This window comes from Pseudoalteromonas luteoviolacea (assembly GCF_018100925.1).
GTDB classification, from domain to species: Bacteria; Pseudomonadota; Gammaproteobacteria; order Enterobacterales; family Alteromonadaceae; genus Pseudoalteromonas; species Pseudoalteromonas obscura.
Window position 1 is genome coordinate 1 of sequence record NZ_JAGJEH010000011.1, and the last position, 16,354, is coordinate 16,354.

General features: G+C 43.0%; 11 protein-coding genes. 6 read left to right on the top strand and 5 right to left on the bottom strand.

Annotation, left to right across the window (positions count from 1 at the left end; translation table 11 throughout):
* Window positions 1-172 precede the first annotated feature (172 nt).
* Entirely contained in the window at window positions 173-1,675 is a 1,503-nt protein-coding gene (gppA, locus tag J8M00_RS21420; RefSeq protein WP_211012515.1) for a guanosine-5'-triphosphate,3'-diphosphate diphosphatase, read from the bottom strand.
* A 30-nt stretch (window positions 1,676-1,705) separates the two neighbouring features.
* Complete coding sequence (rhlB, locus tag J8M00_RS21425) at window positions 1,706-2,989, bottom strand: ATP-dependent RNA helicase RhlB (protein WP_211012516.1); 1,284 nt, start codon at window positions 2,987-2,989, stop codon at window positions 1,706-1,708.
* A gap of 92 nt (window positions 2,990-3,081) precedes the next feature.
* On the opposite strand from rhlB, the gene trxA reads away from it, so the two are divergent.
* From trxA to J8M00_RS21440, 3 genes are all read left to right on the top strand, one after another.
* Entirely contained in the window at window positions 3,082-3,408 is a 327-nt protein-coding gene (gene trxA / locus J8M00_RS21430; RefSeq protein ID WP_211012517.1) for a thioredoxin TrxA, read from the top strand.
* Between the two features lie 208 nt (window positions 3,409-3,616).
* Window positions 3,617-4,876: a transcription termination factor Rho gene (gene rho, locus J8M00_RS21435; protein ID WP_023399073.1), complete on the top strand. Its 1,260-nt coding sequence runs from the start codon at window positions 3,617-3,619 to the stop codon at window positions 4,874-4,876.
* 131 nt (window positions 4,877-5,007) lie between these two features.
* Entirely contained in the window at window positions 5,008-6,285 is a 1,278-nt protein-coding gene (locus tag J8M00_RS21440) for a methyl-accepting chemotaxis protein (RefSeq protein WP_211012518.1), read from the top strand.
* Here J8M00_RS21440 and J8M00_RS21445 read toward each other — a convergent pair.
* Window positions 6,262-9,087, bottom strand: coding sequence for a tetratricopeptide repeat-containing hybrid sensor histidine kinase/response regulator (locus J8M00_RS21445; protein WP_211012519.1), 2,826 nt, complete (start codon window positions 9,085-9,087; stop codon window positions 6,262-6,264). The two genes, J8M00_RS21440 and J8M00_RS21445, sit on opposite strands and share 24 nt — an antisense overlap.
* Window positions 9,088-9,179: 92 nt before the next feature.
* On the opposite strand from J8M00_RS21445, the gene J8M00_RS21450 reads away from it, so the two are divergent.
* A complete protein-coding gene (locus J8M00_RS21450) occupies window positions 9,180-9,782 on the top strand; it encodes a DNA-J related domain-containing protein (protein ID WP_247687504.1) in 603 nt (200 codons plus the stop codon).
* A gap of 19 nt (window positions 9,783-9,801) precedes the next feature.
* Here the strand turns inward: J8M00_RS21450 and dbpA are convergent, their stop codons facing one another.
* A complete protein-coding gene (gene dbpA, locus J8M00_RS21455) occupies window positions 9,802-11,184 on the bottom strand; it encodes an ATP-dependent RNA helicase DbpA (RefSeq protein WP_432652287.1) in 1,383 nt (460 codons plus the stop codon).
* A 218-nt stretch (window positions 11,185-11,402) separates the two neighbouring features.
* Here dbpA and J8M00_RS21460 point away from each other — a divergent pair, with 218 nt between their 5' ends.
* Complete coding sequence (locus tag J8M00_RS21460; RefSeq protein WP_211012520.1) at window positions 11,403-12,812, top strand: M20/M25/M40 family metallo-hydrolase; 1,410 nt, start codon at window positions 11,403-11,405, stop codon at window positions 12,810-12,812.
* 85 nt (window positions 12,813-12,897) lie between these two features.
* Window positions 12,898-13,674, top strand: coding sequence for a sel1 repeat family protein (locus tag J8M00_RS21465; RefSeq protein WP_211012521.1), 777 nt, complete (start codon window positions 12,898-12,900; stop codon window positions 13,672-13,674).
* On the opposite strand, the gene J8M00_RS21470 is transcribed toward J8M00_RS21465, so the two are convergent.
* Entirely contained in the window at window positions 13,659-16,274 is a 2,616-nt protein-coding gene (locus J8M00_RS21470) for an EAL domain-containing protein (RefSeq protein ID WP_247687505.1), read from the bottom strand. The genes J8M00_RS21465 and J8M00_RS21470 overlap by 16 nt on opposite strands.
* Window positions 16,275-16,354: the final 80 nt, after the last annotated feature.

The window sequence follows — 16,354 nt, forward strand, 5'->3', positions numbered from 1 at the left end:
GACCTTCACTTTGCTTCTTGCTTTTCAGCGTGTTGTTCCGTGTCAGTGGGTGCGCATTATAGGGGGATTTGAGATTGACGCAAGCGTTTTTTTGATAAAAATACAAAAAAACGCTCAACAGAACAAAACACAACCAAAACACGTGATTTCAGCTTGTTTTTTGAACAAAAAGCTATTCACTTTCTACATTTAGAAGCCACCCACACTTTTCTTGGTATCGCGCTTCTTGTTCTAGTTCACTGCACATAAGAGGATGTGCATCTAACCAACTTTTAGGCATCGTGAGTGTCAGCGTTTCCGGCTCTGAAGCCGTCAGGAATAGTTCTGGTAAAACATCATCCTGTCGACGCATAGATAAAATCACACCTATGCGGAGCAATCGGATCAAGACTTCCGCTAAATGTTGATTAACACCCAACTTAGAAAACGAATCGGTATCTATATCAAGACGATGGCAGCTCACTAAAGCCGCAATAAGCTGTTTTTGCGCACGTGTATACCCGGGCATTACACTATTATTCAGTATATATGCACTATGAAGGTGATACTCTTTGAAGTCGATCAATAAGCCAATTTCATGCATCACAGATGCAGCTTTAAGCGCGTCACTGCCAAAACGCATGTCTACAGACCAGTACCCTTGTAGCTGCTTTAAGAAACCATTACTAATTTCAAAAACTCGCTGTGCTTGTAAATTATCTACATGGTAACGTGCCATAAAACAGTTGAGAGTACGCTTTCGAATGTCCGCAACACTCAAGTCTTCAATCATACTGTACAATACACCTTCACGCAGTGCACCGCCCGCCAAACCCATATATTCAATTTCTAAAGATTCAAACAAGGCAATTAAAATTGCGAGGCCTGATACAAATACTAAGCGTCTTTCCTCACTCAACCCTGGGAGGTCGAGCTGTGGGATTGTTTTGCATTCGCTCGCAAGCGCCTTGATATCGTATAACTTGTCCAGTGATAGATATTCATCTAGACCTAGTGCCGAGAAAATTTCCTGAATTGCCTGTACCGTACCCGAAGCGCCTATCGCGAGCTCCCAACCAACCTGTTGAAATGCGGTGACATGAGGAGCAATTGTATTTTTTGCCGCAGCGATGGCGCTGGCAAAGTTTTCTTCACTTAACTGGTCATCTTTAAAAAACTTTTCTAGGTAAGTAACACATCCCATATTCAGGCTGTGGTAAACCTCCGCATCAAAGCCTCTACCTATGACAACCTCTGTACTTGCGCCACCAATATCCACAACCAGTTGCTTGCCGTGACATGCCGATGTATGGGCCACACCTTTATAGATCGTACAAGCTTCAAGTTCACCACTAATAATTTCTATTTTATGGTTCAGTATACTTTGTGCTCGCTGTTTAAATTCATCAGCATTCACAGCCAAGCGCAATGTCGCTGTTGCAACAATCTTTATATTTTGCGCTGGAATATCCTGCAGTCGCTCAGCAAATAAAGACAGACATTCCCACCCACGCTCCATCGCTTCTTGTGATAAAACATTTTGTTCATTTAGCCCGGCAGCTAACCTAACTTTGCGTTTCACTCGGCCAATTGTATGGACTCCCCCTGCCATGTGCTTTGCAATAAGCATATGAAAACTATTAGAGCCCAAATCAATGACGGCATATACATTATTTAGTGGTGAGTTGTATCCCACGCTTGTAACCTCTACTTACCTTTACTGCTTTTAACTGTGCTTAGGCGATGACTTTTGGTAATTACCTTGACGTCTAGAATTACCACGCTTCCTTTGACCAGCAGGATAGTTTCTACGATGCTGCTTTACTGGCGCTTTTAAATCATCCAGAAGTGCAGACTTATCGTAGTGAGAAATGGGAATAGCATGTTCAATATACTCTTCTATCTCATGTAAGTTGTATGCATACTGCTCACACGCAAAACTAATTGCATGCCCAGAAGCACCAGCTCGCCCTGTACGCCCAATGCGGTGTACGTAGTCTTCTCTGTCATCTGGTAAATCAAAGTTAAATACATGACTGACTTCAGGAATGTGCAATCCTCGAGCAGCAACATCTGTTGCTACAAGCAAATCTAAATCACCTTTAGTGAACTTAGTTAAGATTGACAACCGCTTCTTTTGATTCACATCACCTGTTAATAAGCCAACTCGATGCCCATCAGCTTTTAGCCATTCGTACACGTTTTCACAACTATGCTTGGTATTAGCAAACACGATTGCTTTATCTGGCCACTCTTCCTCGATTAGCGTTAAAAGTAAAGGCAATTTGTCCTCTTGTGAGGGTTGAAATAATTCTTCTTGAATTCGTTTGCCAGTTTTAACATCAGGTTCTATTTGAACATGTACCGGGTTGTGCATGTGCTCAAATGCCAACTCTTGAACTCGATAAGACAGCGTCGCAGAGAAAAGTAGGTTCATGCGATCTTGCGTACCAGGCATGCGATTAAACAAATAACGTATGTCTTTAATAAAACCAAGATCAAACATACGGTCTGCTTCATCTAATACAACAACCTCTATACTATTTAGGTTAAAAGCCCCCTGTTTATAGAAGTCAATGAGCCTTCCCGTAGTGCCAATTAAAATATCAACACCTTTTTCTAGCTGTGCCCGTTGTTTTTCATATTCTTCGCCACCATATACTAGTCCTAGTTTTAAATTACAGTGCGGTGCGATGATTTGAGCATCTTTGTGAATTTGTATTGCAAGCTCTCGTGTCGGAGCCATTATAATGGCACGCGGCTGTACCGAAGTTTGCTGCTCTGGTTGCGATTGCATTAAACGATGACAAGTCGCTGTCAGGAACGCCAATGTTTTACCCGTTCCTGTTTGCGCTTGACCCGCAATGTCCCTGCCTTCACATACGTAAGGCATACACTTTGCTTGAATTGGCGTACAATATTCGAAGCCATTCGCTGTTAAACCGGCGACCACTTCCGGTGCTAAAGCAAAGTCTGAAAATTTCGTGTTGGTCAAATGTGTCTTAGTCATAGCAATAAAGCATAACGTTTAAACTTGCAATAAGAAACAAGAGTGTTTAAATACGCACTAAATAATTCGCCAAATTTCTATCGGAGAACGTAATGAGCGACAAAATAATTCAATTAACTGACGATAGCTTTGAAGCTGACGTACTAAATGCAACAAGCCCAGTTCTTGTGGACTTTTGGGCAGAGTGGTGTGGTCCATGTAAAATGATCGCGCCAATTCTTGATGAAGTAGCTGATGAATTTGATGGTAAAGTGAAGATTGCCAAGCTGAACATAGACCAAAACTCTGGTACACCAGGTAAGTTTGGTATTCGTGGTATTCCTACGCTACTTCTTTTCAAAGATGGCGCAGTTGCTGCAACTAAGGTTGGCGCACTATCTAAATCTCAACTGGTTGAGTTCTTAAACGAAAACGTTTAAAAAAATATTAAAAACCCAAATACTGCGTATTTGGGTTTTTACTTTTGCTGACTAGCGACAACTGAAAGATAAATGGATTTATTTTTTGTATAAAGACTGGACGACTCGCTAGCTAGCTGCTAACTTATAGAGCCACTAACCTTTTATCGAATATCAACTCAATCCCTCGTGCGACGAGAAGACAACGTTAATTAAAGAACCCACCAATATGCATTTACGCGAACTTAAAGACAAGTCAATAAATGAGCTTGTAAAACTTGCCGAGTCAATGGGACTCGAAAACGTAGCCCGTCTAAGAAAACAAGATATAATCTTTGCGATTTTGAAAGCGCACGCAAAGAGCGGCGAAAACATCTATGGCGGCGGTGTTTTAGAAATTCTCCAGGACGGTTTTGGCTTTTTACGCTCTTCCGAAGCTTCATACCTAGCGGGGCCGGATGACATCTATGTATCGCCGAGTCAGATCAGACGCTTTAGTTTGCGTACTGGTGATTCAATTAGCGGTCTTATCCGTCCACCTAAAGATGGCGAACGTTACTTTGCACTGTTGAAAGTAAATGAAGTCAACTTTGATAAGCCAGAAAACTCTCGAACTAAGATCCTATTTGAAAACTTAACGCCAATTCACGCGAATGAACGTTTAGTTATGCAACGTGGTAACGGTAGTACTGAAGATATCACAGCTCGAGTTTTAGACCTTGCTTCACCAATTGGTAAAGGTCAACGTGCACTAATCGTTGCACCACCAAAAGCTGGTAAAACAATGTTGCTACAAAACATTGCGCAGTCTATCTCTTACAACAACCCAGACGCGACATTAATGGTACTACTGATCGACGAACGTCCAGAAGAAGTAACAGAAATGCAGCGTTTAGTACAAGGTGAAGTGGTTGCTTCAACCTTCGATGAGCCAGCGAGCCGTCACGTACAGGTTGCTGAAATGGTGATTGAAAAAGCAAAACGCCTTGTAGAGCATAAAAAAGACGTGGTGATTCTACTTGATTCAATCACACGTTTGGCACGTGCTTACAACACGGTTATTCCTTCTTCTGGTAAGGTATTGACTGGTGGTGTTGATGCTAACGCACTACATAAGCCAAAGCGTTTCTTCGGTGCTGCACGTAATGTAGAAGAAGGCGGTAGCTTAACCATTATTGCAACAGCACTTATTGATACTGGTTCTAAGATGGATGAAGTCATCTACGAAGAATTTAAAGGTACTGGTAACATGGAATTGCACTTAAATCGTAAGATTGCTGAAAAGCGTGTATTCCCTGCAATAGACTTCAACCGTTCAGGTACACGTCGTGAAGAACTACTGACTAAGCCTGATGAACTACAGAAGATGTGGATCTTACGCAAGATTGTACATGAAATGAGTGAAATAGATGCGATGGAGTTTTTAATCGATAAACTCTCAATGAGTAAAACAAACGATGAGTTTTTTGACTCCATGAAACGCAAATAGAAAAAACCTGCTTCGGCAGGTTTTTTTTTACCCTTCTTCAACTTGGATTTAGCTCTAATTTAGACTATACCTATTAATCTAATTGGAAAAAGTTTCTAGTTTTTAAACTCATAGAAAGGAGTATCAAGTATATGCGTTTAAACGTCGGTGTCATTAGTACCACGTGCGCCAACATTGTTATCACAGTACTTTGCGCTGTTTATTTTGATTTTACTTTAACAGCCACACTTCTCTTATGTACCTTAATGCTCCTTAGCGCCGTGCTTATTTATTTCACGATTTCAAAGTACATCAATAAGGGGAATTATCTTGATGACCTAATTAATGCGCTGCTATCAGAAACTCACATTGACCTAACTTACCGATTTGATGATCAAGATAAAAAGCTCCCCCCAGCTTGTTTGGCTCTCAATGCCGGACTCGCAACCATAGAGCATTTGATCTGCGAAGTGTATACCTGCTCGGCTAGGTTGGGTCCTATGGCTGATGACCTTAGGGATACGTACGCTTCCATGACTCAAAAAGCAACTATTCAACATGCACATGGTGCAGATTTAGCTGAATCGATAAACCGTATGTTAGTTGTTTCCAGAGAGCTGGATGAGAACCTAGAAAAAATCTACAACTCTGTCGAAAGCGCAACCGAAGCAGTCAAGAAAACGAGAATTGATACCGATAAAAGCCAAGAAAGCTTGCTCAGCCTTGCTAACCATATTCGTCAAACTAGCCAACAAATTGAAGTGTTAAAAGCAGATAGCGATTCAATTAGTGCCGTGATAGATGTCATCAACTCAATTGCCGAACAAACTAATTTATTGGCATTAAATGCCGCCATTGAAGCTGCACGCGCAGGGGAGCAAGGGCGTGGTTTCGCAGTTGTTGCAGATGAAGTGAGAAACTTAGCTGCTCGAACAAGCCAATCTACGCAGGAAGTACGCACTATGGTCAGCAAGATCCAAGCGGGTACAGATAGCGCCCACTCTTTAATGTTGCTCGCTTTAGAAGAAACAGATAAAACAGTTCAATTATCAGAGGCGTCAACCAGAGAAGTGGATCAAATAGAGCATGCAATGTTAGATATTAACGCTATGTCTCACAGCATTCATACTCAGGTATCCCAACAAAAAGAAGTTTCGGACGAGGCTCAATCAAGTATTGAGTCCATGGTTGAGCTCAACTCTGACGCATTATCTAGCTCTAAAATTCAGGCTGTATCGAGCAAGGACCTACTGAATTTGTCTTCAAGCATCCACGAAAAGCTGAGTATATTTAAAACCGAAACGCCCGAACCAGATTTAGATCCTCGAGTTGATAAAAGTCGTGCGCATCAGCCTGCAACCAGTATTGAAAAAGCGCAAACGATGCACATCGAGGAAGATCAAGAATCAAGTGATATCGAACTGTTCTGAATAGGACTGTACTTTAAGCTCATCGCACAAAATCAAAAATAAGTCTTGGTATTGTGCGCTGTTTTGCTCTTTTAATGCTTGTTCGAACTGCTTCGCAATATCTGCAATTGGTGTAAAACCAAATACGGATGCCGCACCTGCTATTTTATGACAGTGGTACTGTAACCCGTCATAGTCATTTTCCTGCCACAAATCTATTAACTTGTAGCGCTCTTGTTCTAGAGTAGAAGCAAAGCTCTGTTTTAGATCCGTCATATCCAAGCTCATATCTGTATCATTGAACTTTTCAACGTATTCACCCAGCTCGGCATGCAATACCTCAACTAGCTTGTTGTGTTCAATCGGTTTACTTAGATGGCCATCAAAACCATAATCCAGATAATAACTGATCTCGTGTTCCATTACGTTTGCCGTCAACGCATAGACAGGCCCTTCAAACCCGGCTTGACGCAATAATTTTAAAGCCTCTAAACCATCCATTTCAGGCATTTGTATATCCATAAGCACTAAATCTGGAAAGCTGCTCAGGCACTTTTCAACCGCCTGCCGCCCATCGACTGCGGACTCAACCTTAACACCTAGCTGACGTAAAATCCGCTCGAACAATGCGCGGTTATCATCATGGTCTTCAGCCACTAACACTTCGCCATTAAACATCGCTCCTAGCCCTATTTGTGGTATCCGCTCTGATACCGCATAGCTTGATGCATTCAAACGCGTACATGGCAGCCAAAAAGAAAATTGACTGCCTACATGTTGCTCACTGACAACCCGGATTGTCCCTCCCATCATATTTGCCAGTTGCTGTGACAGGCTTAACCCTAACCCGGAGCCACCAAAACGTCTTGTAATACTATTATCGCCTTGCTGAAAGTAGTCGAAAATCTTATCTAGCTGCGATTGAGGCATACCTATGCCCGTATCACTTACCGTAAATAGTAGTCCATTCTCAGAGTATTCCGCTATTAATTCAACATGACCTTCACGGGTAAACTTAATCGCATTGCTCAATAAGTTGATAAGTACTTGTTTGACCCGAACGTAATCTAAGCAGACCAGACACGGGCTATCTAACTGGTGGTCAACGATCAGTTCGAGGGACTTTTCCATACAAGGGTGATGGAACATATCGGTGACATCAGTTAGCAATGACTCAACATTAAACTCTGTCATCTCCAGTTCTAACTGCTCAGCTTCTATTTTGCTAAGGTCCAGCACATCGCTAATTAACTCCTTTAAATGTTCCCCCTGCCGCACGAGCACTTCCAGTGGCTCCTTTAGCTCAATGTTACCCTGATTTTCACGTAGCATGTTTTCACTATAGCCAAGAATAGCGGTAAGTGGTGTTCTGATCTCGTGGCTAATATTGGCTAAAAATTGGCTTTTTATCTGGTTAGCACTTCGCAGCTGATCTGCTGTTTTTTGTAATTCTGCGGTACGCTGTGCGACTTCATGACGAAGGTCCAATTTGGCTTTGCGTTCGATACTGCGCCGATACCATGCAACCAAAGCCAAAAATGCAAAGCCAATAACTAAGCAACTCATCCAAATTAACTGTTGTTGCTGTTGCCGCTTCAGCACTTGAAGTTGTTGATCCTGTTTCAATTGTGCCAATTCTCGACTCAACTCACTTTCTTCAAATTGAGTTTGGTACTTTTCAGCTTCTTCTAATAGGGTTTGATTTAACAGCTCAGCACGCCCTTTGTTATATTCTGCCAATATGGACAGTGCCTGTGCAGTTTCCCCCTGAGCAGATTTGGCCAACGCAAGTAACGACATCGCTTTGTACTCACGTAAAGTTGCACCTAACTTTTTACTTATTTCCATACTGCGTTGTGAAGACTCCATAGCAGATAAGGTGCGACCATTAATTAAATCGAGTTGTGCCCGCACGTGCAACGCTTCTGACATATTAGATAAATTTCCCGATTTTTCTGCGTAATAAACCGCAAAATTCACCTCTGCTTCCGCTCGCTCTACCTCTTCGAGGGCAACGCTGACTTTTGCTAAGTTGGTATATTCGTATGACAAGTGTTTAATATCATTTGCAGCCTCATAGTAGTCGACGGCTTGTTGCAATAGCACACGTGCCTCTTCATAGCGCCCTGTTTGAGTATATACCACCCCCAAGTTTGCTTGAGAGAGCGCTAGGCCATAACTGTCTGAAAGCTCATTAAAAAGCTTGATTGCTTTAGCAAGTAATTCCTCCGCTTTTTCATAGCGCAGTAAGCGAATATACACACCAGCAATATTTAGGATAATATCTGCTTCGTCCTGCTCATTGCCATGTGTTTGATAAAGTGAATACGCCTGCGTAAAGGAAGACAATGCATTGACTAAGTCATGCATTTTCAAATACGACAAGCCTAAATTATTTTGAATATGCGCAATCTCTATTGCCGGCATGTGTGATTGTGCAAGGATCAGTGCTCTGGCATACTCTTTCTGTGACGCGGCAAATCCACCGGAGTGATACCAGCCAATTCCTTGCATTTTAATTGCCTGAAACAGCAATTCAGGGGAGTGCTCTGCGTTAACCGCAAGCTCTAGCTCTTTAAAGTACCCAATACCATCATTCAAATGCCCTGCTTCAAAGGCAAGCTTCCCCATTTGTTTTAACAAAGCTCTTCTTTGCTCTGACACCAATTGAGGATGACTCAGTAGTTGCTCCGCGGCCATTTTTTGCTCTTGCCAACGCTCTAGCTGAGCAATATTTTCCATTTGCTGCTCCAGTGACCGTATATCACTTAAAGGCTGTGATGCAGTTGCCTGAATACCTAAACTCAGTATCACTATCAACATGCAACATGTCTTTATTAATGCCATCCGTGTTAACCCTAATTTGCAATAGCGTAATATTTCATCAACAATATCTTAGGCAATGAAGATACACTATGTTTACAGAACGAACAATGACCAACCCATTACTTGATGCTATTTTTGAAATTATCACTACTGGCGAGCATTTAAAGATCCATGATCTCGCTACTCAGCTGAAGTCTAATAAAGCGCTGCCTATATTAGATCCAGACCCTCATAAAGAGTTGTTTAAGAAAAACTTTTTAATCATGAATGCGCTATATCAGCTACAAGATGAATTGCATACTTGCGGTTATACTTTACATGTCTCAAACCTAGATATTCATATACAGCTCACACAGCCAATTGACCTCAACCTAGATGCTCAGCCACTAGAGACAAGAGATCCACTTAAAGCGTATTATTTAGATTGGAACAATTATGAAACGACAAAAGAAGAGGTTGAATCTTTATTGAGTGACTTCTGGCAAAAATACCTACATACACCTGCACGATTGACCGATAAGGATAGAGCCAACTTACAAATTAAGTGGCAACTTCCCACTCAATACACAGCCACTCAGTTGCAAAAGCGCTGGCGACAATTAGCCATTGCCAATCATCCAGACAAAGGCGGTTGTACCGCGACCTTCCAACAACTAAAACAAGAGTATGAGCAGCTTAAGGGCACACTTTAAACCGCTCATATTAACGTAATTAAACTAAGCGCTTTGCTTTAACGCGTTTGCCTTTTATTTTATCTGTTTGTAACTTGCGAATTGCTGGCTTCACTGCATCACGGTAAATCGCTACATATGCTTGATTGTCTTGCACCGAAATATGACCTATCTGTGCAGAACCAATACCGTTCTCTCCTGTTAAGCAACCGACAATATCGCCCGCTCTAATCTTTTGCTTTTTGCCCACATCGAGTATCACAGTTACCATGGTTGGCTTGTATACTGGCTTGTCTAACAGACTCAATGGAGGTGTTGGTGACGGGTTAAACTCTCGTTCATACAATTCACTTAACTGGGTAACTTTAAACTTTTCGTTTTCTCCATACAGTGAGCAAGCAAAACCTTTCTTGCCACCTCGACCAGTGCGCCCTACCCGATGTACATGTGTTTGCGGATCAAGGGCCATATGATAATTCACAACCATATCAATATCTTCGATATCTAACCCTCTTGCAGCCACATCTGTTGCAACCAACACAGAGGCACTTTTATTGGCAAACCGCAAAAGCATTCTTTGTCGTTCTATCTGAGCGAGATCACCATGCAAGACAACCACTTGCAGCCCCGTTTGCTGTAATTCACTGTACAACTTTTTGGTTTCTACTTTGGTATTACAAAACACAATGCAACTTTCTGGTTTATGTTGTAGAAGTAACAGCTTCAAAGTGTTGAAGCGTAACTTATTATTCTTTAATGCGAAAAACTGCTGCTTAATTTGCTTATTAAGTGTTTCTGTTTCACCTTTGACCAAAGCTGGTGATTGCATAAAACGACCGGAAAGCTGCTCAATGTCTTTTGGGTAAGTTGCACTGAACATCATCGTCTGACGTGTTGGTGGCACATACACAGCAATGTTTTCAATGGCATCAATAAAGCCCATTTCGAGCATTTGATCTGCTTCATCTAAGATGAAATGGCTGACTTGGGTGAGATCTAAAGTCCCTTTAAAAAGGTGCTCTTCAATACGCCCTGGCGTGCCAACAATAATATGCGCACCGTGCTCAAGAGAGCTAATTTGCGGCCCAATCGGCTCTCCGCCACAGATGGTCAGTACTTTCACATTTGCGAGTGACTTAGCTAATTTGCGCACTTCTTGCGCTACTTGCGAGGCCAGCTCTCTGGTTGGCGCAAGGATCAAACCTTGTGTTAGCTGCACATCCGGCTTGAGCTGTTGCAACATTGCCAAGCTAAATGCCAACGTCTTACCAGATCCCGTTTTTGCTTGCGCAACCACATCTTTACCTTCTAGAAGCTCGGGTAAAGCTTGGGCCTGAATTGGCGTCATTTTACTAAAGCCCGCTTTGGATAGTGCCTCCATAAGCTCTGAGCGCAAAGAAAGATGAGAAAATAGCGAATTCACATGAATGTCCTGACAAATCAAATTGCAGTAATTTTAACAAACATCTACTACCTAGGTATACAACCATATCCCCTAAGCATTCTAGCCAAGATGGCGGGTCATCATTGCATAAATACAACTTATCTACAGCGAGTGCCCATGCAGTTCATCTTATTAACGTTTTAATCAAAAAGCTTCGATGTCAAAATGAAGCTCATTTTATCTATCAAGGATTAATCATGAAACATGCATTTCGTACGCTGATACAATCCAGCATACTTCCGCTTGTGACACTGTGTGCGAGCCAACTTGCTCAAGCACAAGAATTTACAAAAGCTGAGCTAGAGATGGTTGAAAAAGTGCGTGAACACGCCCATAACAGCAATCTTAGCTGGCAATTAGTCGAATCTCTCACCACTGAAGTCGGTCCACGCCTTCCCGGCACTGAAAATGACAAAATGGCAGTCGCGTGGGCCAAACAAAAGTTTCAACAACTAGGCTTTGACAAAGTGTGGTTGGAACCTTCCAAATTTCCAGAGTGGCGCCGTTATCATGAGTCAGGGTTTATCTTGACACCAAGTAAACAACCCCTTCATCTTACTGCTTTGGGTAACAGTATCAGTACACCGAAAAAAGGCCTGACAGGTGAAGTGGTATTATTTGAGACTTTTGATGAACTAAAAGCTGCGCCTGCGGGTAGTCTTGAAGGTAAAATTGCCTTTATAAACTATCGAATGAATCGCGATATTGATGGCAATGGATATGGTCCAGCCGTGAAAGCACGTAACAAAGGCGCTGTTGAAGCAGCTAAAAAAGGCGCCATTGCTTATATGATGCGCTCTGTCAGTACCAGTCATCACCGCTTTGCCCACACCGGTGGTAGCCACTACACCAAAGGCATCACGAAAATTCCAGCGACCGCTGTTGCCAACCCAGATGCCGATCAACTGGCACGTCTAGTAGCCTTGGGTAACCCTGTGAAAGTGGAGCTAAATATTCAAACTGAAGATTTGGGCGAAGGCACAAGCTATAATGTCATCGGAGAGATCACCGGCACTAAATACCCTGAGCAATATGTACTACTTGGCAGTCATCTCGACTCTTGGGATTTAGGAACTGGCGCACTGGATGATGGTGCAGGCGTTGCACTGACTATGGCTGCTGCAAAACACATTGCCGATCATACCCAACCTGAACGCAGTATCCGTGTTGTCCTATTCGCCGCTGAAGAATTGGGTCTATGGGGAGCAAAAGCGTACTTCAAGCATTATGAAAAACGCCTAGGTAATATTGTTGCTGCTGCAGAATCTGATTTTGGCGCAGATGTCGTATATGCATTTGAATCAAATGTAAATGCCGCATCGTTACCTGTGGTTCGAGCGATTGCCGAGCAACTAAAACCGCTAGGCGTTAAATATATTCGCAAGAATGAAGCGCGTGGCGGGCCTGATCTGATCCCTTTAAGACAAACTACATCGGCACCGATTTTCGATTTACATCAGGTGGGTACAGATTATTTTGACTACCACCACACTGCTGACGATACGTTGGATAAAGTCGATCCAGAAAAACTGAAACAAAACACCGCTGCATACGCGGTATTTGCTTTGATGGCTGCCAACGCTGAAACAAAAATGGCTGGTAAGTAACCTAGCTTTATGCCAAGGCAAAGGCATGTTATCTTTGTCTTGGCACGCTACATAATGATAATTAAAATCAACCACGGAGCTGGCGATGATTAAACACGCAATCTTTCGTTCTCACGACATCATCTCTGAATTACTAAGTCGCTACAAAGCTATTGTTATCGCATTTATTATCATTGCTTTTTGTGCCCATTGGATTGCCAAACACCAGCGCACACAACAGCTACAGTACACTTGGTTAGAGGCACCAAAAGTGGATGATGTCATTATGGTCGATATAGGTAAAATGCAGACTGACCGTGTCTATCAGGCGCAGTATCGTATTGCCCAAGTCATTGCAGTCAATGACAGTCAACTTACGCTCAAACAAGGTCGCTACACTTACGCCAGAAAACGAGATGCAAGACGTGCCATTCAACTTGATAATTTAATGGTGGACGATTATTTTCAAGCAGCGCCTTGGCATATTCCCAGATCACAAGTTATGCCCTATTATCAAAGCGGTGCCATTTACGCCGCATATCGGCCCAATGATATTTATGTATTGGGCGGTATTGTCAAACAGCGAGCCTTGCCTCACTTTCCAAAACACCAGCGTGCCGCTTTATCCGCAGAAAATAGTCAAGGGATAGGCTTGTATCAGCGCGGTGAGCTTGTCGCTGCCAGAGAGGCCTTTGAACTCGCAGCAAAGAGCAAAGATCAATGGGGTATGTATAATTTAGCAACCATGCTGATAGCAGCAGAGGGCGGTGAGCAAAACTTACAACGAGGATTTGAGCTACTCAAATCAGCCAGTGCACAAGGTAACGTAAAAGCCAAAGAAGCACTTACATCCTTATGCACGCTGCATCAAATTTGTGAATGATCTGTGCGCGTTTGATATTTTAATAAAAAAGCTTCAAATTCGGCGGCACTGCTGGGCTTAGAGTGCAGATAACCTTGGGTATAGTCACAACCTAGCTGCTGCAATAAGGCGAGCTGAGCAGGTGTTTCCACACCCTCAGCGATCACGATGAGATTTAACTTACTCGCCATTGAGATGATCGCACTTATGAGGGTTTTATCTTCTTCATCATCAGGTAAATCTTTGATAAAGGCGCGATCTATTTTAAGCTTAGACAATGGAAAACGTTTCAAATACCCCAGTGATGAATAGCCAGTGCCAAAATCATCTATCGCTAGCCCCACGCCCATCACACGTAATTGCTCCAATTGACGCTCTATATCATCCGAATTATCAGCCAGTACCGTTTCTGTGATTTCGAGGGTCAAACATTCCGCAGGCAAGCTAGTATCTCTCAATACTTTTTCTACCAATGCCACCACATTTTGGCGTTTAAACTGTGTGCTCGATACATTGACCGAAACAAAAAATGGCTGCTGGGTCTTATTGAGCCAAGCTCGCGCCTGTGCACAGGCTTGATATAATACCCACTCTCCCATTGCCATGATCAACCCTAACTCTTCGCTGATGGGAATAAAGTCGACTGGCGAAACCTCTCCTAACGCGTCATTATGCCAGCGTAGTAGCGCTTCACAGCCAAGCCGGTTGTCGCCAACAATAGGCTGATACACGACTCGCAATTCTTGATTAGCAAGCGCTCTGTGCAGTGCACCTTCTAGTTGGCTGCGCGCTTTGGCATGCTCATGCATGGCCGTGGTGAAAAATTGAAAGCAATTGCGACCATTCTCTTTCGCTTTATACATCGCGCTATCAGCATTGCGTAACAACACTTTGCGATCTTCCCCATCATCTGGATAAAAGGTGATCCCCATACTTCCAGACACATAGGCTTCATGGCCTTCAAGATGAAATGGCGCGCTCAGTGCTTTGAGCACCTTTTCCGCGACCTTCTCCATATCACTGATCAGTTCCATGTCAGGCAACAACAATGCAAATTCATCTCCACCTAATCGCGCGACAGTATCTGAGTTTCGAGTACACTCGCGAATGCGATTTGCAGCTTCAATTAACAATAAGTCACCAATATGGTGCCCTAAGGTATCATTCACCGCTTTAAATCTATCTAGATCTATAAAACACACCGCCACTCGCGTTTGTTTGCGCTGCGCCTGACCTAAAGCAATGTCGAATTTTGCGTGATAATGATGACGATTAGCCAGACCTGTTAAGTTATCAAAATTTGCCTGTTGCCACATCAGTTGTTCATTGCGTTTGCGTGACGTAATATCATTAAAAAGCGCGACATACATATCTATATCGCCGTGCTGATTAAATACCGCAGAGACCTGTAACCAACTGGGATATACCTCACCGTTTTTACGTTTGTTCCAAATTTCGCCTTCCCAGTGTCCCCGTGAACTCAGCGCATCATACAGTTGCGTAAAATAAGCTGTATCGTGACGCCCAGAGTTAAAAATAGCGGGCGTTTTCCCCATCACTTCTGGACCGGTAAAACCCGTTATATCGGTGAATGCTCGATTGACCATTTGAATACAGTTGTCTTTGTCAGAAACCAGTACCCCTTCACTGGTTGTTGAAAATACCGTGCTGGCAAGTCTTTGTTCTTTTTCATCTGCTAGGCGCTGGGTGATGTTTTGCAACAAATAAATATGACCATACAGACCTCCATCGTGATCCATTACATCGGTTTTACTGATCTCAACATCCAAAGTGCCAAAGTTGGTGGTGATTTGACACTCTTTTGGTTCAAATTGTATTTGCTCTAAGCAAATGCACGTCGATAGTACTTCCGCAATGGCTTTGCCATCGAGCTCCCCCATATCTTGATAGGCTGCTCGGTTGGCCGACAGCACCTTATCATTCACATCGGTGAATATGAGATAGTCACCAATGGCATCAAATATCGCATTCAGTCTCGCTCGATGGAATTCAGAGCGCTTTTTCGTTTTGCGCAGCCGTAAAAACCCCCAGCCCAACAATAAGGTTGTTCCGACAAATATCCCCATTACACTGCTGAGCAAAAAGACTTGCACTGTGCTCGCGTGTTTTATTTCTTGTGTTTGCTGCGCAACTTGTTGCTCCAAGTTGCTCTGATAGTGCCACAGTGCTTGCTCAAGCTTACGCCGCTCGCTCACATCCTGGATGACAGAAAAAAGCAGTGCACTACCGTCTTCATCCATAAAAGGAGATGAGTAAACAGACACGGTGCGATTATCACCAGACGCTAAACGATGCTGAAAAATAAAGTAGTTACGCCCTTCATTTAGCGCAGAGAGACGTTCTTTTTCCACTTGCTGTGGAGAGAATTGATTAATCTCTTGAATATGTAAGGCTTCGAGCTCTGCTTTGTTATAGCCGTAAAAATCCGCCGCCGCTTGATTGGCACGGACAATTTTACCACTACTGGGCTCGATCAATAACATCACGGCACTATGGTTATCAAACACCTCACTCGGGAGTGTTTGTGATAAGACTTTAGGCGCATGAAGCCCAATACAAGCAAAGAGCAGTCGCTGTGCTATTTTTGTTATTTTCTTCAAGCCGCCTCCACCCAATACCCGTCGACTCTCACAGAATATAGCCTATACACTAGGGCATTGAAACTAAAGAGTGAGTATCA

Bases quoted from the DNA above. Each gene is read 5' to 3' on its own strand.
- rhlB (WP_211012516.1), bottom strand. From the start codon at position 2,989: ATGACTAAGACACATTTGACCAACACGAAATTTTCAGACTTTGCTTTA.
- trxA (WP_211012517.1), top strand. From the start codon at position 3,082: ATGAGCGACAAAATAATTCAATTAACTGACGATAGCTTTGAAGCTGAC.
- rho (WP_023399073.1), top strand. From the start codon at position 3,617: ATGCATTTACGCGAACTTAAAGACAAGTCAATAAATGAGCTTGTAAAA.
- J8M00_RS21440 (WP_211012518.1), top strand. From the start codon at position 5,008: ATGCGTTTAAACGTCGGTGTCATTAGTACCACGTGCGCCAACATTGTT.
- J8M00_RS21445 (WP_211012519.1), bottom strand. From the start codon at position 9,087: ATGTTGATAGTGATACTGAGTTTAGGTATTCAGGCAACTGCATCACAG.
- J8M00_RS21450 (WP_247687504.1), top strand. From the start codon at position 9,180: ATGTTTACAGAACGAACAATGACCAACCCATTACTTGATGCTATTTTT.
- J8M00_RS21460 (WP_211012520.1), top strand. From the start codon at position 11,403: ATGAAACATGCATTTCGTACGCTGATACAATCCAGCATACTTCCGCTT.
- J8M00_RS21465 (WP_211012521.1), top strand. From the start codon at position 12,898: ATGATTAAACACGCAATCTTTCGTTCTCACGACATCATCTCTGAATTA.